Origin of the sequence: Calidithermus chliarophilus DSM 9957 (assembly GCF_000430045.1) — a bacterium.
Taxonomy (GTDB): Bacteria; Deinococcota; Deinococci; order Deinococcales; family Thermaceae; genus Calidithermus; species Calidithermus chliarophilus.
Genome location: NZ_KE387023.1, coordinates 2,985,923 through 3,009,083, shown reverse-complemented (window position 1 = coordinate 3,009,083; position 23,161 = coordinate 2,985,923). Strand labels below are relative to the sequence as shown.

At 69.3% G+C, this 23,161-nt stretch carries 25 protein-coding genes; 14 read left to right on the top strand and 11 right to left on the bottom strand.

Annotated elements, in window-relative coordinates:
* Nucleotides 1-44: 44 nt before the first annotated feature.
* Together MEICH_RS0114530 and MEICH_RS0114525 are read right to left on the bottom strand one after the other, a co-directional pair.
* Nucleotides 45-704 carry a response regulator gene (locus MEICH_RS0114530; RefSeq protein WP_027893252.1) on the bottom strand — a complete coding sequence of 220 codons (660 nt, stop codon included), beginning with the start codon at nt 702-704 and terminating at the stop codon, nt 45-47.
* Complete coding sequence (locus MEICH_RS0114525; RefSeq protein ID WP_027893251.1) at nt 701-1,843, bottom strand: sensor histidine kinase; 1,143 nt, start codon at nt 1,841-1,843, stop codon at nt 701-703. Before MEICH_RS0114525 ends, MEICH_RS0114530 begins: the two co-directional genes overlap by 4 nt.
* 126 nt (nt 1,844-1,969) lie before the next feature.
* Here MEICH_RS0114525 and MEICH_RS0114520 point away from each other — a divergent pair, with 126 nt between their 5' ends.
* Nucleotides 1,970-2,854 (top strand): ABC transporter ATP-binding protein, encoded by an 885-nt coding sequence (locus MEICH_RS0114520; protein WP_027893250.1) that lies wholly within the window; start codon nt 1,970-1,972, stop codon nt 2,852-2,854.
* A 131-nt stretch (nt 2,855-2,985) separates the two neighbouring features.
* Nucleotides 2,986-3,834, top strand: a complete 849-nt coding sequence (locus tag MEICH_RS0114515) for an ABC transporter permease (protein WP_051304175.1) — start codon at nt 2,986-2,988, stop codon at nt 3,832-3,834.
* Between the two features lie 210 nt (nt 3,835-4,044).
* Here MEICH_RS0114515 and nadB read toward each other — a convergent pair whose 3' ends face one another.
* The 8 genes from nadB to tsaB all read right to left on the bottom strand — a co-directional run bounded on the left by nadB (nt 4,045) and on the right by tsaB (nt 12,317).
* A complete protein-coding gene (gene nadB, locus MEICH_RS0114510; RefSeq protein ID WP_027893248.1) occupies nt 4,045-5,610 on the bottom strand; it encodes an L-aspartate oxidase in 1,566 nt (521 codons plus the stop codon).
* Between the two features lie 67 nt (nt 5,611-5,677).
* A complete protein-coding gene (nadA, locus tag MEICH_RS0114505) occupies nt 5,678-6,724 on the bottom strand; it encodes a quinolinate synthase NadA (RefSeq protein ID WP_027893247.1) in 1,047 nt (348 codons plus the stop codon).
* Nucleotides 6,725-6,977: 253 nt separating this feature from the next.
* Entirely contained in the window at nt 6,978-7,847 is an 870-nt protein-coding gene (gene nadC / locus MEICH_RS0114500; protein WP_084542313.1) for a carboxylating nicotinate-nucleotide diphosphorylase, read from the bottom strand.
* A gap of 261 nt (nt 7,848-8,108) precedes the next feature.
* On the bottom strand, nt 8,109-8,555 hold the full coding sequence (locus MEICH_RS0114495) for an NUDIX domain-containing protein (RefSeq protein ID WP_027893245.1): 447 nt from the start codon (nt 8,553-8,555) through the stop codon (nt 8,109-8,111).
* Between the two features lie 4 nt (nt 8,556-8,559).
* A complete protein-coding gene (locus MEICH_RS25170; RefSeq protein ID WP_051304174.1) occupies nt 8,560-9,015 on the bottom strand; it encodes an aminoglycoside 6-adenylyltransferase in 456 nt (151 codons plus the stop codon).
* A 151-nt stretch (nt 9,016-9,166) separates the two neighbouring features.
* A complete protein-coding gene (rpoD, locus tag MEICH_RS0114485) occupies nt 9,167-10,582 on the bottom strand; it encodes an RNA polymerase sigma factor RpoD (RefSeq protein ID WP_027893244.1) in 1,416 nt (471 codons plus the stop codon).
* 74 nt (nt 10,583-10,656) lie between these two features.
* Nucleotides 10,657-11,784, bottom strand: a complete 1,128-nt coding sequence (locus tag MEICH_RS0114480; protein ID WP_027893243.1) for a methyltransferase — start codon at nt 11,782-11,784, stop codon at nt 10,657-10,659.
* A 14-nt stretch (nt 11,785-11,798) separates the two neighbouring features.
* Nucleotides 11,799-12,317 (bottom strand): tRNA (adenosine(37)-N6)-threonylcarbamoyltransferase complex dimerization subunit type 1 TsaB, encoded by a 519-nt coding sequence (gene tsaB, locus MEICH_RS0114475; RefSeq protein ID WP_027893242.1) that lies wholly within the window; start codon nt 12,315-12,317, stop codon nt 11,799-11,801.
* A 111-nt stretch (nt 12,318-12,428) separates the two neighbouring features.
* On the opposite strand from tsaB, the gene proC reads away from it, so the two are divergent.
* The 6 genes from proC to metG all read left to right on the top strand — a co-directional run bounded on the left by proC (nt 12,429) and on the right by metG (nt 17,910).
* Nucleotides 12,429-13,211 (top strand): pyrroline-5-carboxylate reductase, encoded by a 783-nt coding sequence (gene proC, locus MEICH_RS0114470; protein ID WP_027893241.1) that lies wholly within the window; start codon nt 12,429-12,431, stop codon nt 13,209-13,211.
* Nucleotides 13,208-13,753 (top strand): hypothetical protein, encoded by a 546-nt coding sequence (locus MEICH_RS0114465; RefSeq protein WP_027893240.1) that lies wholly within the window; start codon nt 13,208-13,210, stop codon nt 13,751-13,753. Before proC ends, MEICH_RS0114465 begins: the two co-directional genes overlap by 4 nt.
* 81 nt (nt 13,754-13,834) lie before the next feature.
* Entirely contained in the window at nt 13,835-14,323 is a 489-nt protein-coding gene (locus MEICH_RS0114460) for an adenosine diphosphatase (RefSeq protein ID WP_027893239.1), read from the top strand.
* A gap of 241 nt (nt 14,324-14,564) precedes the next feature.
* On the top strand, nt 14,565-15,035 hold the full coding sequence (gene bcp, locus MEICH_RS0114455; protein ID WP_027893238.1) for a thioredoxin-dependent thiol peroxidase: 471 nt from the start codon (nt 14,565-14,567) through the stop codon (nt 15,033-15,035).
* A gap of 43 nt (nt 15,036-15,078) precedes the next feature.
* The gene (gene rpiA, locus MEICH_RS0114450; protein ID WP_157202795.1) at nt 15,079-15,756 is read left to right on the top strand and encodes a ribose-5-phosphate isomerase RpiA; all 678 of its coding nucleotides are present in this window, start codon (nt 15,079-15,081) and stop codon (nt 15,754-15,756) included.
* A 192-nt stretch (nt 15,757-15,948) separates the two neighbouring features.
* Entirely contained in the window at nt 15,949-17,910 is a 1,962-nt protein-coding gene (gene metG, locus MEICH_RS0114445) for a methionine--tRNA ligase (RefSeq protein WP_027893236.1), read from the top strand.
* 294 nt (nt 17,911-18,204) lie between these two features.
* On the opposite strand, the gene MEICH_RS25165 is transcribed toward metG, so the two are convergent.
* Nucleotides 18,205-18,702 carry a TlpA family protein disulfide reductase gene (locus tag MEICH_RS25165; protein WP_051304173.1) on the bottom strand — a complete coding sequence of 166 codons (498 nt, stop codon included), beginning with the start codon at nt 18,700-18,702 and terminating at the stop codon, nt 18,205-18,207.
* A 115-nt stretch (nt 18,703-18,817) separates the two neighbouring features.
* Here MEICH_RS25165 and MEICH_RS25160 point away from each other — a divergent pair, with 115 nt between their 5' ends.
* From MEICH_RS25160 to MEICH_RS0114405, 6 genes are all read left to right on the top strand, one after another.
* On the top strand, nt 18,818-19,162 hold the full coding sequence (locus MEICH_RS25160; RefSeq protein WP_036218576.1) for a rhodanese-like domain-containing protein: 345 nt from the start codon (nt 18,818-18,820) through the stop codon (nt 19,160-19,162).
* Entirely contained in the window at nt 19,159-20,103 is a 945-nt protein-coding gene (locus MEICH_RS0114425) for a nitrilase-related carbon-nitrogen hydrolase (RefSeq protein WP_027893235.1), read from the top strand. Before MEICH_RS25160 ends, MEICH_RS0114425 begins: the two co-directional genes overlap by 4 nt.
* Before the next feature lie 49 nt (nt 20,104-20,152).
* Nucleotides 20,153-20,803, top strand: coding sequence for a hypothetical protein (locus MEICH_RS27255; RefSeq protein ID WP_051304172.1), 651 nt, complete (start codon nt 20,153-20,155; stop codon nt 20,801-20,803).
* Nucleotides 20,804-20,875: 72 nt separating this feature from the next.
* Entirely contained in the window at nt 20,876-21,268 is a 393-nt protein-coding gene (gene speD / locus MEICH_RS0114415) for an S-adenosylmethionine decarboxylase (RefSeq protein ID WP_027893234.1), read from the top strand.
* A gap of 148 nt (nt 21,269-21,416) precedes the next feature.
* Nucleotides 21,417-22,364, top strand: coding sequence for a fused MFS/spermidine synthase (locus MEICH_RS0114410; protein ID WP_027893233.1), 948 nt, complete (start codon nt 21,417-21,419; stop codon nt 22,362-22,364).
* 40 nt (nt 22,365-22,404) lie between these two features.
* Nucleotides 22,405-23,130: a DsbA family protein gene (locus MEICH_RS0114405; RefSeq protein WP_027893232.1), complete on the top strand. Its 726-nt coding sequence runs from the start codon at nt 22,405-22,407 to the stop codon at nt 23,128-23,130.
* Nucleotides 23,131-23,161: the final 31 nt, after the last annotated feature.

Sequence of the window (23,161 nt, the reverse complement as noted above, 5' to 3'; positions counted from 1 at the left end):
GGNGCCTTTCCACCACGTGCCATGGGCCGTGAGCCCGTTCGATCCTAAATCAAACCTAGCTCGAGCGCCTTCAGCACCGCCCTCGTCCGGTCTCGCACGCCCAGCTTGGAGAGGATGGAGGAGACGTGGTTTTTCACGGTGCCCTCGGAGATGCCCAGGGCGCTGCCCACCTCGCGGTTGTTGTAGCCCCCGGCCAGCAGGCGCAGGATCTCGGTTTCGCGGTCGGTGAGCTTGTCGGGGTCGTAGGGGTCGGTGTAGGGGCGGGTGGGCGAGTCGCCCTTGTGCAGTTGGGTCAGGCCGCGGATTAATCGCTCGGTGACGGCGGGTTGGATCAGGGTGCCGCCTGCGGCCAGGATCTCGATGGCCTCGACGAGCTGGGCCAGGGTCACGTCCTTGAGCAAATAGCCCTTGGCCCCGGCGCGCAGGGCGTCCAGGACCAGCTCGTCGTCGTCGAAGGTGGTGAGGATGAGGGTGGGGGGGAAGAAGTCGCCCTGGGAGAGGGCCTTGAGGGTGCCGATGCCGTCGAGCACCGGCATCCGCAGGTCGAGCAGCACCACGTCGGGGCGGTGCTGGGCGATGGCTCGCAGGCCCTCCTGGCCGTCGGGGGCCTCCGCGACGACCTCGACCTTGTCGGAGAGCTCGAGCAGGCTCCGGATCCCCTGGCGCACCAGGGTCTGGTCGTCCACCAGCACCACCCGGATCACGAGGGCATCACCGCGTCGATGCTGAAGCCCTCGCCGGGGCGGCTTTGGACCTGGAGGCGACCGCCCAACTGTTCCAGCCGCTCGCGCATCCCGCGCAGGCCGTTCCCGGCCCTGACCTCCCGCACGCCGCGCCCGTCGTCGCGGGCGTGGACGGCGATGCCCTCGGGGGTGGCCTCGAGGCGGATCCAGAGGTTATCGGCCTGGGCGTGGCGCACGGCGTTGGTGATGACCTCCTGCACGCAGCGCACCAGGGCGTGGGCCTTCTCGGGGTCTTCCAGGCTCACGCCGGGCTCGAGGGCGAGGTGGATGGCGGGCTTGGGCACCCCCTCCACCAGCGCGCGCAGGGAGGCCTCGAGGTCGATGGGCGTGTCGCGCATGGCGCTGACCACGCCCCGCACCCCGCCGAGCAGCTCCTTGGCGATCTGCTGGGCCTTTTCCACGTGCTCGCGCGACTTCTGCCCTTCGGTGTGGGTGGCGATCTCGAGGTTGAGCGCGAGCGCGGTGAGCTGGTGGCCGATGAGGTCGTGCAACTCGCGGGCGATGCGCACCCGCTCGCCCACCCGGCTCGACTCGGAGAGCAGGGCCTGGGTGGCCTTGAGCTCGGCGTTGAGCTGGCTCAGCTCGGCCCGCGCCCGCGCCTCGCGCAGCGCGGCCTCGGTGGAGAAGAGGGCGAAGAGCTGGAAGCCCAGGTAGGCGAAGACCGAGACCGCGATCTCGAGCCCGTCGTCCCAGCCGCCCACCCGGGAGAAGGTGACGGCCATCAGCGCGGTCTGGGCCAGCACCAGCGCCACCGCCTGCGACAGGCGCAGCACGTGGGGCGCGTGGGCGGCGGTGATGATGAACAGCACCGCGATGAAGCCGTACTGCGGCAGCAGCAGCAGGGCGCACGAGGCCAGGAACACCTGCACCCCCAGGACGATCACGGCGGTGCGGCGGGTGTCGGGCAGGAAGGAGAGCCGGTCGGAGGAGACGAGGGCGAAGATCAGGCCGAACAGCAGGTAGCAGGCCAGCCACAGGTAGTTACCAGGCTGGGCGAAGAGGGCAGGCTTCTGGACCCACTGGAGCACCACCGGCACCCCCACCACCAGCCAGGTGCCCACCCCGGCCCAGTACGACATCTGCAGCGCCCACGGTGGCATGGCCGAATTATAGGTTCGGCCCCCCCTGGGCTTCCCCTGCCGAAAGTCATGCCCGCTTCCCGTGACCCCCAGCAGATGTGGGCAGGGCGGTGCAGGCCCTACCCTGGGCCACGACGGAGGCAGAGCATGAACGTGATCGAGATGCAGGGGGTGAGCAAGCGCTACGGGAAGCTCGAGGCGCTGCGCGGGGTGAGCCTCGAGGTAGGCGCGGGCGAAGTGGTGGCTTTTCTGGGGCCCAACGGGGCCGGGAAGACCACCGCCATCAGCATCATGCTGGGCCAGAAGCTGCCCGACTCCGGCACGGTGCGCCTCTTCGGGCACCGGCCCGACCTCCGCGAGGCCAGGGGCCGGGTGGGGGTGATGCTGCAGGAGCCGGGGCTGCCGCAGAGCCTCACCGTGGAGGAGATCGTCGAGCTCTTCGCCAGCTACTACCCCTACCGCCTGCCCACGGGGGAGGTGCTGCAACGCGCCGACCTGCTCGAGAAGCGCCGCGCCCAGGTGAGCCAGCTCTCGGGCGGGCAGAAGCAGCGGCTGTACTTCGCCCTGGCCGTGGTGGGCGACCCCGACCTGATCTTCCTCGACGAGCCCACCGTGGCGATGGACGTCGAGGCGCGGCGGGCCTTCTGGGAGCAGGTGCGCGGGTTCGCCGCGCTGGGCAAGACCATCCTCTTCAGCACCCACTACCTCGAGGAGGCCGACGCCAACGCCGACCGGGTGATCGTGCTGCACGAGGGCCGGGTGCTCCAGAGCGGCACCCCCGCCCAGATCAAGCGCCTGGTGGCCGCCAAGACCGTGCGCCTGCGCACCGACGCCCCCCTCGAGCAGCTCGAGGCCCTGCCCGGCGCCGGGCGGCTCGAGCGGGAGAACGGCCACGTGCTGGTCTACTCCAACGAGCCCGAGGCTTTCCTCGGCGAACTGGTGCGGCGGGGCTACTCCATGAGCGACCTCACCGTCAAAGACACCGACCTCGAGGCCGCCTTCGTGAGCCTGACGGGGAAGCTCGAGGCCTGAGATGCGCGCCCTAGCCTTCCCCAGACCCCGTGACGCAAGACCCTGACCGCCGCTTTCGCGGCTCACCTGGCCCTGAACTTGCTCGAGTTCGCGTGGGTCGCCGGGTGGGCACAGTAAACGAGGAGAACACCATGACCAAGACCATCACCAACGTGACCAAGCGCCGCCTGAGCCCTACCGCTCGCCCCAGCGGCTCCACCTCCGCCATGCTGCTGGCCCAGGTTAGAGCCGAGTTCCTGGCCGCCTTCCGCGTGCCCGAGTTCCTCATCGGCATCGTGGCGATCCCGGTGATGCTCTACGCCATGTTCGGCCTCACCTCCAGCGGCACCCTCCCCGACGGCACCCAGGTCCGGGCGCTGATGATGGCCTCCTTCGCGGCTTACGGCCTGCTGAGCCTGGCGATCTTCACCTTCGGCGTGGACGTGGCCCAGGACCGCAAGGGCGGCTGGCTGCGCCTGATGCGGGTCACGCCCATGCCGGCGTGGGTCTACTTCGCCGGGAAGTTCGCCATGAGCGTGCTCTTCGGCGTCCTGACCGTGCTCATCCTCTTCGCCGTGGCCGCTTTGGCGGGCGGGGTGCGGCTGCCTCTGGAGAAGTGGCTCGCCACCTTCGGCGTGCTGCTGCTGGGGGGGCTCTCGCTCTCCACGCTGGGCTTCGCGCTGGGCTACCTGGCCCGCCCCAAGGCCGCGAGCACCATCGCCAACCTGGTCTACCTGCCCCTCTCCTTCGCCAGCGGCTTCTTCTTCCCCCTCTCCCGCCTGCCCGAGTTCCTGCGCGAGATGGCCCCCTACCTCCCCACCTACCACTTCGGGCAACTGGTCTGGACCACGGTGGGCTCGAGGGAGGCCGCCCAAGCTTTCACCGGGGTCGGGCCGGAGGGGACGCTCGAGCACGCCCTGTGGCTGCTGGGAACCTTCGTGTTCTTCGGGGTGCTGGCGCTGTGGGGTTACCGCCGCGACCGCGACGAAGCCCGGAGTTGAGTCGGTGGCCGGTAGCCGGGCGCGGGTCGTACGTCGTACGCCAAACGCTAAACGCCTTTTCTTCACCCCCCTTAACAAGGGGGGCTGGGGGGGATAAACCCTCCCCGCCGGCGGGGAGGGAAGGGGAGGGGTCCCAAGAGCCCCCACTAACGGCTGAGGGCTGACCGCTGAAGGCTTACAGCTTATCGCTTACCGCGTCCGTGGGCCGCTTTACTCGCGGTAGTGGCAGCCCATGCTGCGCTTGTTTTCCCAGGCTGCCATCGCGATGAGGATGGCGGTGCGCACGGCGTTGCGCAGGCCGATGACCCCGTCGCTCAGGCGGTTGTTGCGGTAGAAGCCTTCGATCTCGGTCTCGAGGTGGCGCAACTCCCGCAGGGCGCGCTCGAGGCGGGGGGTGGTGCGCACCAAGCCCACGTAGTTCCACATGATGTGCTTGATCACGCTCATGTCCTGCTGAATCAAAGCGGGGTCGGGGTCAGAGTGGCCCGAGTTCTGCCAGGGGGGGATCTGCTCGGGGTCGAAGGGGGGGCGCTCCTCGAGGTGGCCGCGGATGTGGCGGGCTACCCGGTCCCCCCAGACCAGGCCCTCCAGCAGCGAGGTGCTGGCGAGCCGGTTGGCCCCGTGCAGGCCCGTGCAGGCCACCTCTCCGACCGCGTAGAGCCCCTGGAGGGTGGTCCGGCCCCAGCCGTCCACCCAGACCCCGCCGCACGAATAATGCGCCCCCGGAACCACGGGCACCAGGTCCTGGGTGATGTCGACGCCGTAGCGCAGGCACTCGGCGTGGATGTTGGGGAAGTGGCCGAGGATCTTCTCCTTGGGGATGTAGCTGCGCAGGTCCAGGTACACGTGGGGGAGGTCGTACTCGAGCATGTGGTGGTAGATGCTGCGGGCCACCACGTCGCGCGGGGCGAGGTCCTTCCAGTGGGGGTCGTAGTGCTGCATGAAGGGCTGCCCGCTGGAGTCCACCAGCCGGGCCCCCTCGCCGCGCACGGCTTCGGAGATGAGGAAGGGCGGGGCTCCGGTGAGGTGGAAGGTGGTGGGGTGAAACTGCACGAACTCCATGTTGATCACCCGCGCCCCCGCCCGGTAGGCCATCGCCACCCCGTCGCCCCGGGCCCCCGGCGGGTTGGTGCTGGTGAGGAAGACCTGGCCCAGCCCGCCGGTCGCCAGCACGGTGTGGCGGGCGATGCAGCGCTTGATGCTGCGCTCCATGCGGTCGAAGAGGTAGGCCCCTACGCAGGAGGGCGGCCGGTAGATGTCCAGGCGGTCGAGGGAGTGGTGGGCCGGGGTGAGCAGGTCGATGGCGGTGTGGCCCTTGAGCACGGTGACGTGGGGGTGGGCCTCGAGCGCGGCCTTCAGCGCGCGGTGGATCGCCAGGCCCGTGGCGTCGGCGGCGTGGAGGATGCGCGGCACTCGGTGCCCGCCCTCCAGCGCCAGGGAAAGCTCCCCCGAGGGGTCCCGGTCGAAGGGCACCTGCAGCCGCTCGAGCAGCCATTCCTCGACCTTCTTCGGCCCTTCCTCCGCCAGGATCCGGGCGGCCTCGAGGTAGGAGTGCCCCGCCCCTGCCCGCAGGACGTCCTCGATGAGCAACTCGGGCGAGTCGCCGGGGCCCTTGTAGATGATGCCGCCCTGCGCCCAGGCGGTGTTGCTCTCCTCGCCGTCGCTCGAGCGGGTCACCACCGTGACGGGTATCCCGGCGTCAGCCAGGCTCAAGGCGGTGATGCCGCCCCCGATGCCGCTGCCGATGACCAGCACCTCGGTTTCGATGAGTTCCATAAACGATGCAGGACGTTGAACGCCAAACGCCGGTTGTAGGGGCGAGCCGGTAGCTCGCCCTTTTGCCTCAATCCCTCTTCCCGCTGGGGCCGATGGCGATCATGCGCTCGAGGGCGGTAGCGGCCCGTACCCGGACGTCTTCGGGCACCTCGATGACGTGGCGGCCCAGCTTGAGGGCGCTCAAGGTGTCCTCGAGGGTGATCTGGTTCATGTGGGGGCAGCGCACCGTGCACAGGCGCAGGAACTCCTTGTCGGGGTAGGCCGCCATGACGTTGTCGCCCATCGAGCACTCGGTCAGGAGCAGGTAGCGCGGGGCGCTGGTTTTCTCGACGTAGCGGATCATGGCGGTGGTGCTCCCGGCGAAGTCGGAGGCTTCGACCACCTCGGGGCTGCACTCGGGGTGCGAGAGGATCACCACGTCGGGGAACATCCTGCGCACGTCCTCGATGTCCTGCACGGTGTAGCGCTCGTGGACCTCGCAGCGCCCGTGCCAGCCGATCATCTCGTAGCCCAGCTCGCCCGGCGCGCCCTCGTCGAGGGTCGGGAAGATGATGCGCTTGCCGGTCTCGCGGGCCACGTTGCGGGCCAGGTACTCGTCGGGCAGGAAAATGACCGTGTCGCTGGCGAGGGACTCCACCACCGCCACCGCGTTGCTCGAGGTGCAGCACACGTCGCTCTCGGCCTTCACGTCGGCGTAGGTGTTGACGTAGGTCACCACGGGCACGCCCGGAAAGCGCTCCTTGAGCCGCCGCACGTCCTCGGCGGTGATGCTCGCCGCCAGCGAGCAGCCGGCCTTGGTGGAAGGCAGCAGCACGGTCTTGCCGGGGTTGAGGATCTTGGCGGTCTCGGCCATGAACTTGACCCCGCAGAACACGATGATCTCGGCGTCGGTCCGGGCCGCGACCCGGGAGAGCTCGAGCGAGTCGCCCACGTGGTCGGGGATGGTGTGGAAGAGGGCCGGTTCCATGTAGTTGTGGCCCAGGATCACCGCGTTCTTCTCGCGCTTGAGCTCGAGGATCTCCCGCGCGAGCTCGAATTTGGCCTCGAGCTCGAACTCGGGCACGATGCCTGCGAGCCGGTCCTTGAGCTGGTCGAAGTTGGGGTGGGTCATCATGTCGTCCTCCGGAATTTACAGGGTGCTGAACGCCGAACGTCGAACGCCGATAGCTGATAGCCAAACGCCGAACGCCGAACGCCGGGCGCGGGTCGTACGTCGTACGTCCTACGTCGTACGCGAGACGCAAGACGCAAAACGCAAAACGCAAGACGCCTTGTTCCCCCCTTAACAAGGGGGGCAGGGGATACTCCCCGCGGGCGGGGAGGGTTGGGGAGGGGTCCACCACGAGCCACGAGCCATCGACCATCGACTATCGACTATCGACCATCGTCTCCAGATCTAAGCTGATGTCCAGCGCCTTGACCGAGTGGGTCAGGGCCCCGGCCGAGATGAAGTCCACGCCTGTTTCGGCTACCTGGGCCACGTTGTCGAGGGTGACGTTGCCGGAGGCTTCCAGAGGGACGCGTCCGGCGGTGATCGCCACCGCCTGGCGGAGCTGCTCGAGGGTCATGTTGTCCAGCAGGACGCGGGTCACGTCGAGCTCGAGCGCTTCGCGAAGCTCCTCGAGGGTCCGCACCTCCACGACGACGGGCCGCCGCCGGGGGTCGCCCTCCCGTACCCTCCGCACCGCCTCGCGGATGCTCCCCACTGCGGCGACGTGGTTGTCCTTGATCAGCACCTCGTCCCACAGGCCGAAGCGGTGGTTGACCCCGCCGCCGATGCGCACCGCCCACTTGTCCAGCGCCCGCAGGCCCGGGGCGGTCTTGCGGGTGTCGAGGATGCGGGCCTTGGTGTGGGCCACTGCCTGCACGAAGCGGCGGGTCTGGGTGGCGATGCCCGACATGCGCTGCATGAAGTTGAGCGCGGTTCGCTCGCCCGTCAGGAGCGCCTGGCAGGGGCCGCGCACCCGGGCGAAGACCGTGCCCGCCTCGAGCACGCTCCCGTCGGGGAAGAGCACCTCGAGCTCGAGGCGGGGGTCAAGGCGGGCGTAGACCTCCCGGGCCACCTTGAGCCCGGCGATCACCCCGCTCTCCTTGGCGAGAAAACGCCCGCTCGAGCGGGCCTCGGCAGGGATGGTGCAGAGCGTGGTCACGTCCCCCTCGCCGACGTCCTCCTCGAGCGCCCGCCGGATGGCCTCCGCGATCATCGACGTGAAGCGGGTATCTGTTGAGTCCGTCATACCTGTTCCAGCATATATCGGGGCTTGCTGCAGTTTTGCCGCTGGGGAAGCAGCACAACCGGCTAGGAGACGGCGATTTCACCCGCACACATCGGCCAGCCATTCTGCGAACGGCTCCAGGGTCTGGGGACGCGCCCCGGGGCCGCCAGGCCGAAGAATCCCGCGCTGCACACGGGCATGACTCCACGCCGAGCCCTTCGGCATCGCGGAGGCGTAACTTCCCAGGTTCCTGATAAAAGCCCGGACGTGCCCTGGAGAAACTTAGTTGACGTCGCCGAGGTAGCTCGGGACCTCGAGCCCCTGGGCCAGCAATTCTGCCAGCCGCCGGGGGAAGAAGCGCAGCCTTGGCAGCTCCTCGAGCGGCAGCCAGCGCACGCCCTCCTGGTCGGGGTCGCCGGCGTGCCCGGGGCAGGGTTCGTCGAGCAGGGTGCAGGCGAAGACGTGGTTGACGACGTGCACGCCGTGGGGCTCGGTGCTCGTGGGGTGGTGGTCGGAGATGAACTCCCGCACCGTCAGCAAGCCCTCGACCCTCACCCGCGCCCCTAGCTCCTCCCAGCACTCGCGGGCCACGGCCTGCTCGAGGTTCTCCCCGAACTCCTGCCCGCCCCCGGGGAGGACGTAAAGCTCACCCTGCTCGTCGCGCTTGACCACGACGAGCACGTGGCGGTCCCGCAGGACCAGGGCCTGGACGCTGCTGCGGACGGTCACCGGTTCAGGGGCCCCCGCCTTCGACGTGAAATTGGGCGTTCTCTACCTGGCGCACGAGCTGCTCGAGCAGCCCTTCGGGGTCGTAGAGCACCCGGCAGCCGTTGCCCACCACCGCCGCCGTGCCCGCGTCGGGCGGGCGGGCCGAGGCCCAGTCGCGGGCGGCGAAGCTGAGCTCGAGCCTCGAGCCGTCCCCAAGGCGGACGTGGCGGGACCAGACCGCGCCGTAATCCTCGTCCTCCCAGCCGGCGACCGCGGGCTCGAGCCCGGCCTCGCCCACCCAGGCGCTCTCCCGCCGGAAGGCGCCGGGGTCCTCCACCAGGAGCACCAGGTCGAGGTCGGAGTCGGCGTGGGCGCTCCCGCGGGCCCAGGAGCCGACCAGCAGGACCCCCAGCACGTCCTTGCGGTTTCGGGCCCAGCCGACAACCTGGCCCAGGAAACGCTCTGCCGCTGCGGCTTCCATACCCGATCTTATCGCGTTTCCCACAAACGCCCTCCGGCCTCGGAGGGCGTTTTACCCCGCACAGCCAACCCAGTCGTGCGGGGTATTCGTGGGAACCGCTTTAAAACATCCGGGGCGCGCCGCGGCGCGCCCCGTCACCTTGCCGGGCGGGTCAGTCGAGGAAGTCCCTGAGCTTGCGGGGGCGGCTCTCATGGTACTTGAGCTTGCGCAGCGCCTTGTTCTCGATCTGGCGGATGCGCTCGCGGGTCACGCCGAAGTAGGCGCCCACCTCTTCGAGGGTGTGCTCGCGCCCGTCGATGAGGCCCTTGCGCAGCTTGAGCACCATCGCCTCGCGCTCGGAGAGCTTGTTGAGGGCCTTCTCGAGCTCCTCGCTCAGCATGCTCTGGGCGGCGGAGTCCACGGGGGAGGCCATGTGCTCGTCGGGGATGAAGTCGCCGTAGAAGGAGTCCTTCTCGTCGCCGATGGGGGTCTCGAGCGAGACCGGCTCCTGCGCGATCTTGAACGTCTCCTCGACCTTCTTGGCGTCCCAGCCGGGGCCCATGGCCTCGGCCACTTCCTCGTAGGTGGGCTCGCGGCCGAGCTCCTGCTGCATCTGGCGGGCGGTGCGGGTGAGCTTGTTGATGGTCTCGACCATGTGCACCGGGATGCGGATGGTGCGGGCCTGGTCGGCGATGGCGCGGTTGATGGCCTGGCGGATCCACCACGTGGCGTAGGTCGAGAACTTGTAGCGGCGCTTGTACTCGAACTTCTCCACCGCGCGGATGAGGCCCTGGTTGCCCTCCTGGATCAGGTCGAGGAAGGAGAGGCCGCGCCCGGTGTACTTCTTGGCGATGGAGACCACCAGCCTCAGGTTGGCCTCGATGAGGTGCTGGCGGCAGATCTCGCCGTCGCGGGCGATGTGCAGGTAGCGCTTGACCTCGCGCGGCAGGGCCCGCAGGCGGGCATCGACGGCCTGGATGGTCTCGGGGTCCACCCGCACCTCCATGCCGGGCACGTTGGCCACGCGCGAGCCGCCCTGCACCTGCGAGCGCAGCACCTGGCGGATGAGCTCGGCCTCGAGGCCGGTCTCCTGGGCCAGGAAGCCGGCGGCGGCCACCCCGTCCTCGACGCGGCGGGCGAGGTCGATCTCCTCCTCCAGCGTCAGCAGGGGCACCTGCCCGATCTCGTGCAGGTACTGCCGCACGGGGTCGGAGGTGCTGACGCGGATGGTAGGGAAGTCCTCCTCGAGGTCGTCGTCGGCCTCCTCGAGCACGGCGGGGGTCTCGAGCACCTCGAGGTCGAGCTCGAGGGGGTCGGCGGCTTCCTCGAGGTCGCCCTCGATCAGCAGTTCCTCGGCCACCTCGATGTCCTCGGGGGCGTCCTCGGCGAGTTCCAGGACCGGGGGCACGTCGGGGGCGTCGAGGGTCAGCTCGTCGCCCTCGAGGGCGGCGCCGTCCATCTCCTCGCCGAGCCCTTCCTCCAGCTCGGCCTCGTCCACTTTGGCTCCCTTGGCCTTCTTGGCCTTGACTTTGGGGTCGGCTACCGGGGTCGCAGACTTAGCCTTGGCGGGGGTTTTCTTCTTACTCAAGCTGCCTCACCTCCGAGCGGAAGGTTTGCCGAAAGGCAAAACCCGCAGATGGTCGTTGTGGTCATGGCCGTCGTTCACCGTGGGCCCCGGCCCTTCTGCGCCAGGAGCACCTTGTAGTTGCGCACCGCGAGGGTGCGGACGCTGCCGAACAGCGCCTGCAACAGCGGTTCGTACTTCAGGAAGGGGTTGGCCACCAGATAGAACCTCCCGCCTGGCCGGAGGCGGGCATGTGCGGCTGTGATGAAAGCGTGGGCCACATCGAGAATGAGCGAGCCCCCCACGTGAAACGGGGGGTTTGATAATACTATATCGAACAAAGCGCCGCTTGGCAAGCCCTCGTCCACGTCGCTGTGCACGACGCTCGCCTCGAGGCCCATCCCCTCGGCGCTGCGCCGGGCGCTCAGAACGCCCGCCAGGTCGTCCTCCAGCAGCGCCGCGCGCGCGCCTTCGGCGGCCAGGCTCAGGCCGAGCGCGCCGTAGCCGCCGCCCAGGTCGAGCACGTCGAGGCCGGCCACGTCCTCCAGCGCCTCGAGCAGCAGCGCGCTCGCGGGGTCGAGCTCCCCGGCCGAGAACACGCCCGGCAGGCTGTAGAAGGTGTGTGAGCGGCCCCGGGCCTCGAGGGGGAAGGCCGTCCAGGGGTCGGGGAGGGTGGGGGAGGGCCGGTGCTTGTGGAGCAGCGCGACCCGCAAGGGGCCGTCGCGCTCGACCACCTCCCCCTCGCCCAGGAGGGCACGGGCTGCCTTGAACTGCCGCTCGAAGCCCTTGTTCTTGTCGCCGCACAGCCAGAGCTGGCCGCCGGGGCGCAGGGCCCGCGCGGCGCCGAGCAGGCTCAGGTGGGTGAAGTCCTGGCCCCGCTCGGCGGGCAGCACCAGCAGGGCCTGGTCGTAGTGTTCGGCCCGCGCCTCCCAGGGCAGGGCGGCCCGCACGCTGACGCCGGGACGGGCGCCGAAGGCGGCCTCGAGGCAGCGCAGCGCCGCCCGCGAGGGCTCCAGCAGGTCCACCTCGAGGCCCGCCCGCACCAGCGGCGCGCTAGCCAATCCGAGCGCCGGGTTGAGGTCGATGGCCCGAGCCCCCTGGGGCCGCACGACCTGCGCCAGCAACCGCCAGCGCCCGTCGCCCAGGCCCCGGGCGCCGGCCTTGCGGTAGAGCGTGAGCGCGCCCGCGGGCAGCGGGTGCAGGCGGTGGTACTCCTCCAGCGTCACGAGGGATGAGTTTATCAGAGGTAGAGCGGTTCGACCCCCCACTCCCCCCTTCGCAGCCGTTCCACGCCCAGCCGGGCCAGCACCCGGCCCGAAGGCGGCTCGTCGAGGGAGGCGGGCTCGAGCTCCTCCAGCCGCTGCTTCCGCGGCGGGGCGAGCGTCTGCACGGTATCGTCCACGCGGTAGGTCGCGGCGTAGGCGTAGCCGTTGCGCGTGGCGTGCGCCACCGTCACCGTGCCCCGGTAGCGCCCGGCCACCCCGGCCAGGGTGTCTACGCCGACGAGCGGGACGCCCAGCCCCCGCGCCAGCCCCAGCCCGGCGGCGATCCCGATGCGCAGGCCGGTGTAGGAGCCCGGCCCCTGGCCCACGGCGATGCCCTCGAGCTCCTCCAGCGACGTCCCGGCCCAGGCGAGGAAGTCCTCGAGCTCGCCGAACAGCCGCTCGGCGTGGCGGCGGTCGAGCCGGAGGACGCGCTCATGAGTGGGTAGACCGAGGACCAGGAACGGCGTGGCGGTATCGAGGGCCAGGACCTGCACGAAGCGGAGTATACCCCTTAGCAATCGGTAAGAAGACGGCCCGGCAAGATTAGAGATTGCCTAACTCAGGCGCACTTTACCGGCTCTCATAGTGCCATTAGACTCATGTGGATGAGATTGGCGATGGTGGGCGTGGGCAAGATGGGCAAGAGCATCCTCGAGGGGATGCTGCGCGCGGGGTTCCTCAGCCCGGCCGAGATCGGCGTGATGGACCACCCCGAGCGCACCCAGCAGATCGCCGAGCAGTACTCCGTGGCCGCCCTCATCCCTGAGGACCTGCGCCGCGCCGAGCGGGTGCTGATCGGGGTCCAGCCCAAGGACTTCTCCGCGCTGGCCCCCCGCATCGTCCACCCCAACACCGGTTACCTCTCGATCATGGCCGGGGTCTCGACCGCGGTGCTCTCGCGCCGCCTGGGCACGCGCCGGGTGGTGCGGGCCATGCCCAACGTGGCCGCCACCATCGGGCGCAGCTCCACCGCCCTCACCGCCCCGCCCGAGGCCGAGGAGGCCGGGGACCTCGAGTTCGCCCGCCAGCTCTTCGCCACCGTGGGCGACGTCTACGACCTGCCCGAGCGCCTGTTCAACGCCTTCACCGGCATGTCGGCCTCGGCCCCCGCCTACATCGCGCTGGTGGCCGAAGCCCTGGCCGACGGGGGCGTGAAGCAGGGCATCCCGCGGGCCCAGGCCCTCAAGCTGGCCGCCGACGTGCTGGTCTCGACCGGCGAGCTGCTGCGCCGCAAGCACCCGGCGGTGGTCAAGGAGGAGGTCGCCAGCCCGGGCGGCACCACCATCTATGGCCTGGCCGCGCTCGAGGCCCGCAGCCTGCGGGCAGCCCTGATCGAAGCCGTCGAAGCCGCGACCGAGCGCGGCTTCGCTTTGGGGGAGGACGAGTGAGGCGCTGGTCGGCGTGGCTCTTGCTGCTGGGGCTGGCGCTGGCCCAGTTCGGGGACTTCTACCCCCGCGGGGTCGGGCTGGGGTGGGCCTATTCCTCGGGCGAGGTCCAGATCTTCGCCCGCGAGCAGTCGGGGATGCTGGTGCTCGAGCACCGCTTCCCCGGCAAGCCGGTCTACGGCGACCTGCTGCGCTACAGCCCGCAGGGGGTGTTCCTGGAAGGCACCGTGTTCAACGGCACCGTGCAGCGCTACCAGCCGGCTTTGATGCTCTACCCGCCCGCCCCCATCGTGCTGGGCCAGGAGTGGGGCGGCCGCAGCCTGCTCAACGGCTCCTCGGTAGCCCTGCTGGCCCGCGTCGAGCGCATCGAGGGCGTCAACGTCCCGGCCGGCCGCTACAACGCCTACGTCATCCGCACTTCCCTCGTCACCGAGGCCGGCGGCAGCGTGGTGGTGGAGTCGTACTTCGTGCCAGGCGTGGGCATCGTGCGCTACGCCAGCCCCGACGGCGGGACCATCGACCTCGTGCGCATCCTCAGGCCCTGATCCGCCCGAGGCCGGGCCCCTGGGACAAAGGCGTTCCGGGGGCCTTATACAATTGGGCATCGCTCCGCACGGGAGGTAGCTATGGAACTGCAGGTAGTGCAGCTCGAGAAGCCGGAGAACCTCAACGTCATCCTGGGCCAGAGCCATTTCATCAAGACCGTCGAGGACCTGCACGAGGCCCTGGTCACGGCCGTGCCGGGCATCAAGTTCGGCCTGGCCTTCTGCGAGGCCAGCGGCAAGCGCCTCATCCGCAAGAGCGGCACCGCCCCCGAACTCGTCGAACTCGCCGTGCTCAACGCCCAGAACATCGGCGCGGGCCACAGCTTCGTGATCGTCCTGGGCGAGGGCTTCTTCCCGATCAACGTCCTGCACGCGGTGAAAGCCTGCCCCGAGGTGGTGCGCATCTTCGCCGCCACCGCCAACCCCCTGAGCGTGGTCATCGCCCAGCAGGGCGAACAGCGCGGCATCCTCGGCGTGATGGACGGCTACCTGCCCCTCGGGGTCGAAGGCGACGAGGACGTGGCCTGGCGTAAGGATCTGTTGCGGCGGTTCGGGTACAAGGTGGGGTGAGGGGGGGCGTGCGTCCGATGCCGGATGCCGATAGCTGATGCCCATAGCCCATAGCCGATAGCTGATAGCCGGGCGCCGGGGGCGGGTCGTACGTCGTACGCCAAACGCCGAACGCAAGACGCAAGACGCTTTGGCCCTTGGCTCTAGACCCTAGACCTTGACTCTCGACGCCGGCCGGGAGGCCGCCCTTTGAGCCTCCGGCAACACTGCCTTGCCGTCTACACGGTACGCTGTTGCGCGTATGGCGACCGCAGGCGAGATCGCACCCAAGTTCGCCCTTCCGGATCAGGAGGGCAAGGTTCACCGGCTTTCGGACTACCGGGGCAAGTGGGTGGTGCTGTACTTCTACCCGAAGGACGACACCCCGGGCTGCACCAAGGAGGCCTGCTCCTTCCGTGACGAGAAGGGGCGCCTCGAGCAGATGGGCGCCGTGGTGTTTGGCGTGTCGGCCGACGACACCCACAGCCACGGCAAGTTCGCGCTCAAGTACGGCCTCAACTTCCCGCTGCTGGCCGACCCCGCCGCGGAGGTCATCAAGGCTTACGGGGCGTGGGGCAAGAAGAACGCGTACGGCAAAGAGTACGAAGGCATCCTGCGCCAGACCTTCCTCATCGACCCCACCGGCCACGTCGCCAGGGTCTGGGAGAAGGTCAATGCCGAGGACCACGCCCTCGAGGTGGCCCAGGCCCTCGAGGAACTCCAGCGGGTATGAAGGGCGGTATTGTGGAGGGGCGTGAATGCCACGCCCTTTTCTTATGACGAGTCCTGAGATCTACAAACGCGAAGCCGGGATCGAGGCCGTGCGCTACGTGCAGTCGGGGATGGTGGTGGGCCTGGGCACGGGGTCTACCGCGAAGTACGCCGTGCTCGAGATCGGGCGCAGGCTGCGCGAGGGCGAGCTGCGCGACGTGCGGGGCGTGCCCACCTCCGAGGCCACGGCCCGGCTGGCCCACGAGCAGGGCATCCCCCTCGTCGAGCTCGACGAATACGGCGTGGACCTCGCCATCGACGGCGCCGACGAGATCGCCCCCGACCTCTCGCTCATCAAGGGCCTGGGCGGGGCACTGCTGCGCGAGAAGATCGTGGAGGTGGCGGCGCGGCAGTTCGTGGTGATCGCCGACTCGAGCAAGCTCGTGCCCCGGCTCGGGCGCGGGGTGGTGCCCGTGGAGATCGTGCCCTTCGGGTACAAGAGCACGCTCAAGCACCTGCGCGAGCTGGGCGAGCCGGTGTTGCGCCTGAAGGACGGCGAGCCCTTCGTCAGCGACGGGGGCAACTTCATCGCCGACACCTTCTTCGGGCCCATCAGCAACCCGGGGGCCTTGCAGGAGCGGCTCGAGCGGGTGGTGGGCGTGGTCGAGACCGGGCTTTTCGTGGGGATGGCGAGCCTGGCCGTGGTGGCCGACTCGCAGGGCCTGCGCACCCTCTCGCGCTGAGCTTGCCAGCGGGCCGCCGGGTGAGCTACCATGGCCCCATGAACGGCTTCTTCGCCCGGCGAATGATGGAGGTGCCCCGACGGTAGCTTTGGTTTGAGGCTGCTGGCGGGGCGCGTGTATGATGCGCCCCGGTTTTATTTGCGCGGGCACCGCCCTTCCCCCGAGCCCGCACCCCTCCCGAGGAGACCGAAGATGAGCAAGGTTTTTTACGTCACGACCGCGATCGACTACGCCAACGCGGCCCCCCACATCGGCCACGTCTACGAGAAGATCCTGGCCGACTTCCTAGCCCGCTGGCACCGGCTCGACGGCTACGACACCTACTTCCTCACCGGCACCGACGAGCACGGCGAGAAGATCGCCAAGGCCGCCGCCAAGGCCGGCAAGAGCCCCAAGGACTTCGTCGACGAGCTCTCCGAGGGGGCCTTCCGCGCGCTCTACGACCGGCTGGGCATCAGCTACGACGACTTCATCCGCACCACCCAGGAGCGCCACAAGCGCTACGTGCAGCAGGTCTTGCAGAGGGTCTACGACGCGGGCGACATCTACTACGCCGAGTACGAGGGGCTCTACTCCGTGGGCTCCGAGCGCTTCGTGACCGAGAAGGAGCTCGTCGACGGGGTGTTCCCCGGCGACTCCGAGCCGCCGGTGCTGCGCCGCGAGGCCAACTACTTCTTCCGCATGGAGAAGTACCGGCCCTGGCTGCTCGAGTTCCTGCAGAACAACCCCGAGTTCATCCAGCCCGCCGGCTACCGCAACGAGGTGCTCGAGATGCTCAAGGAGCCCATCGGCGACCTCTCGATCTCGAGGCCCAAGGACCGCGTGCCCTGGGGCATCCCCATCCCCTGGGACGAGGGCCACGTGACCTACGTGTGGTTCGACGCGCTGCTCAACTACGTATCGGCGCTGGTGGATAAGGGCAACTTCGAGAGCCACTGGCCGCACGCCTGGCACGTCATCGGCAAGGACATTCTCAAGCCCCACGCGGTGTTCTGGCCCACCATGCTCAAGGCCGCCGGGCTGCCGCTGTACGAGAAGCTGGTGGTGCACGGGCACATCCTGGCCCTCGACGGGCGCAAGATGGGCAAGAGCCTGGGCAACGCCATCGACCCCACCGAGGTGCTGGAGAAGTACGGCCTCGACGCGCTGCACTACACCTTGCTGCGCGACACCACCCTCGCTGCCGACAGCCCCTTCGGCGAGCCGGTGATTGTCTCGCGCCTCAACTCCGACCTCGCCAACGACCTGGGCAACCTGCTCTCGAGGGTCCGCACCATGCTGCTGAAGTACTGCGGCGGCGTGCTGCCCGAGCCCTCCCCCGCCGACGGCGAGATCGCCCGCGAGGGCGTGAGCCTGGCCGCGCGGGTGCGCCCGCTGGTGCGCGAGCTGCGCTTCAACCACGCGCTGGAGGAGGTGCTTCAGTACGTGCGCAGCCTCAACAAGTACGTCAACGACTCCAAGCCCTGGGAGCTCGCCCGCGACGAGGCCAACCGCAAGGCGCTGGGCGACGTGCTCTACACGGTCGTCGAGGGGTTGCGCATCGCCTCGGTGCTGCTCGAGGCCGCCATCCCCAACAAGGCCCGCGAGCTGCGGCAGGCGCTGGGCCTGGGCGACTACGGCGTGGCCGACACCGAGCGCTGGGGCCTGGCCCCGGCGGGCACCCGCATCCCCGAGGAGGCGCCCATCCTCTTCCCCAAGCTCGAGGCGCTCGAGCGCGAGGGTAAGGGGCAGGAGGGGGCCAAGCCGGAGGCGGCGGGCGGGAAGCGGGAGGCCAAGCCCGAAAAGGCCAAACAGCCCGTGCCCAAGGCGGAGCCCGCCCCGGCCAACGGCCCCATCACCATCGACGACTTCGCCCGCGTCGAGTTCCGCGTGGCCGAGGTCACGGCCTGCGAGAAGCACCCCCAGGCCGACAAGCTGCTCGTCCTGCAGCTCAACGTGGGCGACCACACCCGGCAGGTGGTCTCGGGCATCGCGCAGTGGTACACGCCCGAGGAACTGGTGGGGAAGAAGCTGATCCTGGTCGCCAACCTCAAACCGGCCAAGCTGCGCGGCGTGGAGTCGCAGGGCATGATCCTGGCCGGGGAGGACGCCGAGGGCCGGGTGGTGGTGGTGACCCCCGAGAAAGACCTGCCCCCTGGCGCCAGAGTGCGCTGAAACCCCCATAGAAAAACCCCCGCAACTCTAGGCTGCGGGGGCTTGTGTCAGGCGGGACTGTCAGAGCAATTCGCGAGGTAAATCGTTGCTGGCCTGACCCGCGTCGTCCTCGCCGCGGCGGGAGCGGAGTACGAAGGGCACCGCCATGAACACCAGCAGCATCAGACCGATCAGAATCTGCGTCCCGAAATCCGACAATAGCGCTAGCATCGCGTATCAGGCCTCCCTACCCATAGCGTACGAGATAAAGCCCGTTCCAGATTGTGCATTTCTTAATCAGATCTTGAACCAGGTTCATAGCTGGGATAAGTAGCCCAGCAACTGCTCCTCCTTCAGCTCGCCGGGGTGCTGCGCTACCAGCTTTCCTTCGGCGTCGAAGAAGTAGGTGGTGGGCAGCCCTTGCGCGCCCCAGCGCTGGACGAGCTCGGTGCTGGGGTCGAAGAGGGGGTCGGGCATGTCGAGCTTGGCCTCCTCGAGGTACGCCCGCACCGCCTCGGGCCCCTCGCCCTGGTTGAGGAAGACGAACCGGACGTGCTTGTGCGCCCGGGCCTGCTCGAGCATCATGGGCAGCTCGCGGCGGCAGGGGCCGCACCAGGTGGCCCAGGCGTTGACCACCACGGGCTGGCCCCGCAGGCTCGCCAGGTCGAAGGCTTCGCCGGCGGCGGTCTGAACCTGGCCCTCCAGGCGCACGCCGGCCTCGGCCTCGGGCCTGCGCAGGAAGAGGCCGAGCCCCAGCGCCAGCAGCAGGACGGCCCCGGCGGTCCACTGGATCCAGTTGCGGGTCGTGCTCATCGGTCCCAATCTAAGGCCAAAGGTCGGGGGCGGAAGTATCCCGGGTGACATCCCAGGCCCCGGACTGGAAACCCCTTCACGGCCGGGCGGGGGCTTTTGCCCCTATACTCGGGCCATGAACGAGGTTCAGGTGCCCGAAGTCGGCCCCCAGGAGGCCCAGGAGATGATCGCGCGGGGCGCGCTGCTCATCGACGTGCGCGAGCGCAACGAGTTCGCCGAGGCCCGCATCCCCGGCGCCAGGCTGATCCCGCTGTCGGAGTTCATGACCCGCTTCACCGAGATCCCGCAGGACGTGCCCGTGGTGATGCAGTGCCGCAGCGGGCGGCGCAGTGCCCAGACCACCGCCTTCCTGCTGGCCCAGGGCTACCGCGAGGTGGTCAACCTCGGCGGGGGCATCCTGGCCTGGAACCAGCAGGGCCTCCCCGTGGACACCACCCCCAAGGACCCCTCCACGCTGTGAAGCCCGTCCACCTCGTCGCCCTCCAGACCGAGCTGCGCCTCGAGCACTACCGCGACGCCGGGGCGTTCCGGGCGCGGGTGCTGGGGCTGTGCTCCCGGGCGGTCGAGGGGCTGCCGGAGGGGGAGGCCCGGGTGCTGGCCTTCCCCGAGGCCTTCGCCCTGCCGCTGGTGTTCTGGCTCGAGACCCCCGAGGAGGTGGTGCGAGCCCCCACGGCCCTGGCCGCGGGCTTGCGGCTGCTGCGCCTGCGCTGGCGGGAGGCGCTGGGGTCGGGGCCGCCCTCGCCCTCGGTGCTCTTCCACCTGCGGGCGCTCGAGGTGTGGCCGCTGTGGGAGGAGACCTTCGCCCAAGCCGCGAAGCAGAGCGGGGCCTACGTGGTCGCGGGGTCGCTGTTCAGCCCCCTGGTGGACTGGGAGCCGGCGCAGGGCTACCACCGCAACGGCCGGGGCGTGTACAACCTCAGCCTGGTGCTCAACCCCCAGGGCCGGGTGCTCTCCCGTGTGCCCAAGGTCAACCTGACCAAGGACGAGCGGCAGAGCTTTCTCCAGGGCGGCGGCTGGGGCGCCCAGGTCGTCCAGACCGGGCTGGGCCGCGTCGCCAACCTCATCTGCCTCGATGCCTTCCACGAGCACCTCGTCGAGCAGTGCGACGCGGCGGGGGCCTGGCTGGTGGTGCAGCCCTCGGCCAACGCCGCCCGCTGGGAGGGCCCCTGGAGCGCCGACCCGGACCAGGTCGAGGGGCAGGTCTGGCTGCAGGAGGGGCTGGCGAGGAAGCTCGAGGGCCGCGAAAACCTGCGCTACGGGCTCAACCCCATGCTCAACGGCGACCTCTACAACCTGCACTTCGAGGGCCGCAGCGGGGTCTACGGGCCGGGCCAGATCCTCGCCCTGGCCGACGCCCCGGTAGGGGACGCGGTGGTGCGGGCGCGGGTGGAGGTGCCGTGAGGAAGAACGTCCCTGGTCAGACGGCCGCCCAGACGCCACAATCGGGGCCATGGAGAGGCGATCGGTAGCCCAGTACGCGGTGGTGGGGCTCTCGCTGCTGCCCTTCGCCCTGCAACTGCTGGGCTGGGTGCGCACGCCGCTGGGCGGCGGGTGGTGCGGGGCCCTGAGCGGCGGATACCTCGACGTGTTCTCGGCGCAGGTCTGGTACTCCCAACTGCTCATCGGCGGGCTGGCGCTGCAGGTGGCCTACGCCTTCTTGATGCTCGTCCTCCTCAACCTGCCGGACGAGGAGGGGGCGATCGAGTACGCCCGCCTGGAGCCCGCCTCGCCCCAGACCGCGGGCAGGGGTTCGCCGCTCGACATGGGGGGTAGCGGCTCGCGGCTCAGTCTGGGGGGTAGCGGTTCGCGGCTCAGTTCGGGGGTTAGCGGCTCGCGGCTCAGTTCGGGGGTTAGCGGCTCGCGGCTCGAGCAGCTCAAGCGCAGCCTCTACACGGCCGGGATCGGCCTCAATTTCGTGATCCTGATGGTCTTCCTCATGACCCGCCTCACCGGGCTCCCCCTGCCCAGCAGCCTGGGCGTGCTGTGGGGCGAAGCCGCCCCGCTCGACCCGCTGAGCGGGCTGATGGCCCTGAGCAGCCTGCTCGCCACGGCGGTCCTGCTGCACCTGCTCCGCAACCCCGCGGCGCCCGGGCGGGCCTGAGGCCTGGCTCGAGCCCGGGCGCATTTGACAAGCCCACGGTAGGGTGGCATACGATAGTGCCTCGTGGCAGATATGGCTGTTTCCGGTGGCCGCTGGGTAGCCGAGATCTACGGCTGCAACCTCGACGTGCTGGAAAACCCGCGCCTGGTCGAGACCGCGCTCAAGGACGCGGTCATCAAACTCGGCGCGCCGGTGGCCAGCGTGCAGAGCGTGGTGTACAAGTTCTACCCCCAAGGGCTCTCGGCGGCCGTCGTCAGCCCGGTCGGCGCGGTGATGATCCACACCTGGCCCGAGGACGACGCCTCGGCCGCGCTCGACCTCTACTTCTACCAGCCCGACGTCGAGCCTGACAGCGTGCTGCGCGGCCTGGCCCGGGCCTTCGGCGCCCGCGAGGAGTCGGCGTTCCGCCTGTGGCGCACCACCGAAGGCCACGACATCCGCCGCCGGGCCATGAAGCCGCAATGAAGGCCGTACGTCGTACGTCTTACACCTGAAAGCGCCCCAGGCACCGAACACCCTCCGCTCGGCGTTGTGCTCAGTGTCTTTGGTCTTCTGCGTAGGACGTACGGCACAAGACGTAGGACCCAGATAGGCTATCCAAGGAGGTTATCGCATGGAATACGGCATGTACTTCCTCGAGCAGGTCACCCCCTACGAGGCCATCTCCCGGCGCATGGAGAAGGTGCTGGCCTCGGGGCGGACCCGCTTCCAGGACTACTTCATCTTCCAGACCCAGGCCTTCGGCAAAGTGCTCGTGCTGGACAAGGACGTGCAGAGCGCCGAGCGCGACGAGTACATCTACCACGAGACCCTGGTCCACCCCGCCATGCTCTCGCACCCCGCGCCCGAGTCGGTGTTCATCGTGGGCGGGGGAGAGGGTGCCACGCTGCGCGAGGTGCTGCGCCACCCCACGGTGAAGCGCGCCGTGATGTGCGACATCGACGACCAGCTCGTGGAGATGGCCAGGGAACTCCTCCCCGAGTGGCACCAGGGGGCCTTCGACGACCCCCGGGCCCAGGTGATCACCGAGGACGCGCGGGGCTGGCTCGAGTCCCACCCCGACACCTACGACGTGATCATCGTCGACCTCAACGACCCGGTGGGCGAGGATAACCCCGCCCGCATGCTCTTCACCGTGGAGTTCTACGAGCTCCTCAAGCGGCGGCTCAACCCGGGCGGGGTGATGGCGATGCAGGCGGGCATGATCCTGCTCACGCACCACAAGGTGCACCCCGTCATCCACCGCACCGTGCGCGAGGTGTTCCGCTACACCCGCAGCTACCGCAACTACATCCCCGAGTTCTTCCTCAACTTCGGCTTCATCCTCGCCTCGGACGGGGTGGACCCCGTGGCCTTCTCCGAGGGCATCCTCGAGACGCGCATCCTCGAGCGCAGGCTCAACCTGCGCCACCTCACCGCCCCCTTCATCGAGGCCATGTTCGTGCTGCCCAAGGACCTCCAGGAAGCCATCCAGGCCGAGCGCATGGTCTCGACCGACGCCCTGCCGATGTACTTCACCGACGAGGGCGAGGCCCGGCAAGCACCCTACCGGCCCCAGTGAGCGGGACAAGTCTCACCCGGTAGTGAGTAGACTGGTGGCTATGCAAAGGACGCTTTTCGTCGTTATTGCCGCAGTAGCGGTATTGTTGGCGGTCGGGCTGTTCGGGGTGCTGCGGTCGCGCTCGAGCGGAGGCTCCGCGGCCGCCACCGCCAACCCGGCCGAACTGGTCGAGGGGGCCCGCTTCGTCCTGGGCTCCGCCGACGCGAAGGTCACGGTGGTCGACTTCTCCAACTACCTCTGCCCCCACTGCCGCGACCACGCCCTCGACGTATTCCCCCTCATCCGCCGCGACTACATCGACACCGGCAAGGTGCGCTACGTCTTCCGCGACTTCCCCTTCGGCGCCCCCACCAACCCCCAGCCGCCCGTGGTGCGGGCGGGGGAGGCCGCCGCCTGTGCCGCCGACGCCACCATCGACAAGTACGTGACCTACCACGACGCGCTGTTCCGCGCCCAGCAGCAGTGGGGCGCGCTGCCCGAGCCTTCCCTCACGCGCTACCTCGTCGACCTCGCGGGCCAGACCGGCCTGGCCCCTGCCAGCTTCGAGAACTGCCTCAACAGCGGCCAGAAGCGCGAGGGCATCCTGGCCGACCGCAAGCTGGCCGACCGGCTGCGGCTCACCGGCACCCCCGCCTTCTTCATCAACGGCACGCAGGTCAACGGCGCGATGCCCTACGAGGACTGGAAGAAGGCGTTGGACGAGGCCCTCGAGGGCAAGACCCCCACCATCCCCGAGCGTAACCGCCCCAGCAGCAACGCCCAGTAACCAGGGGTAGGGCCGCTCGCCAGCAAGTCTC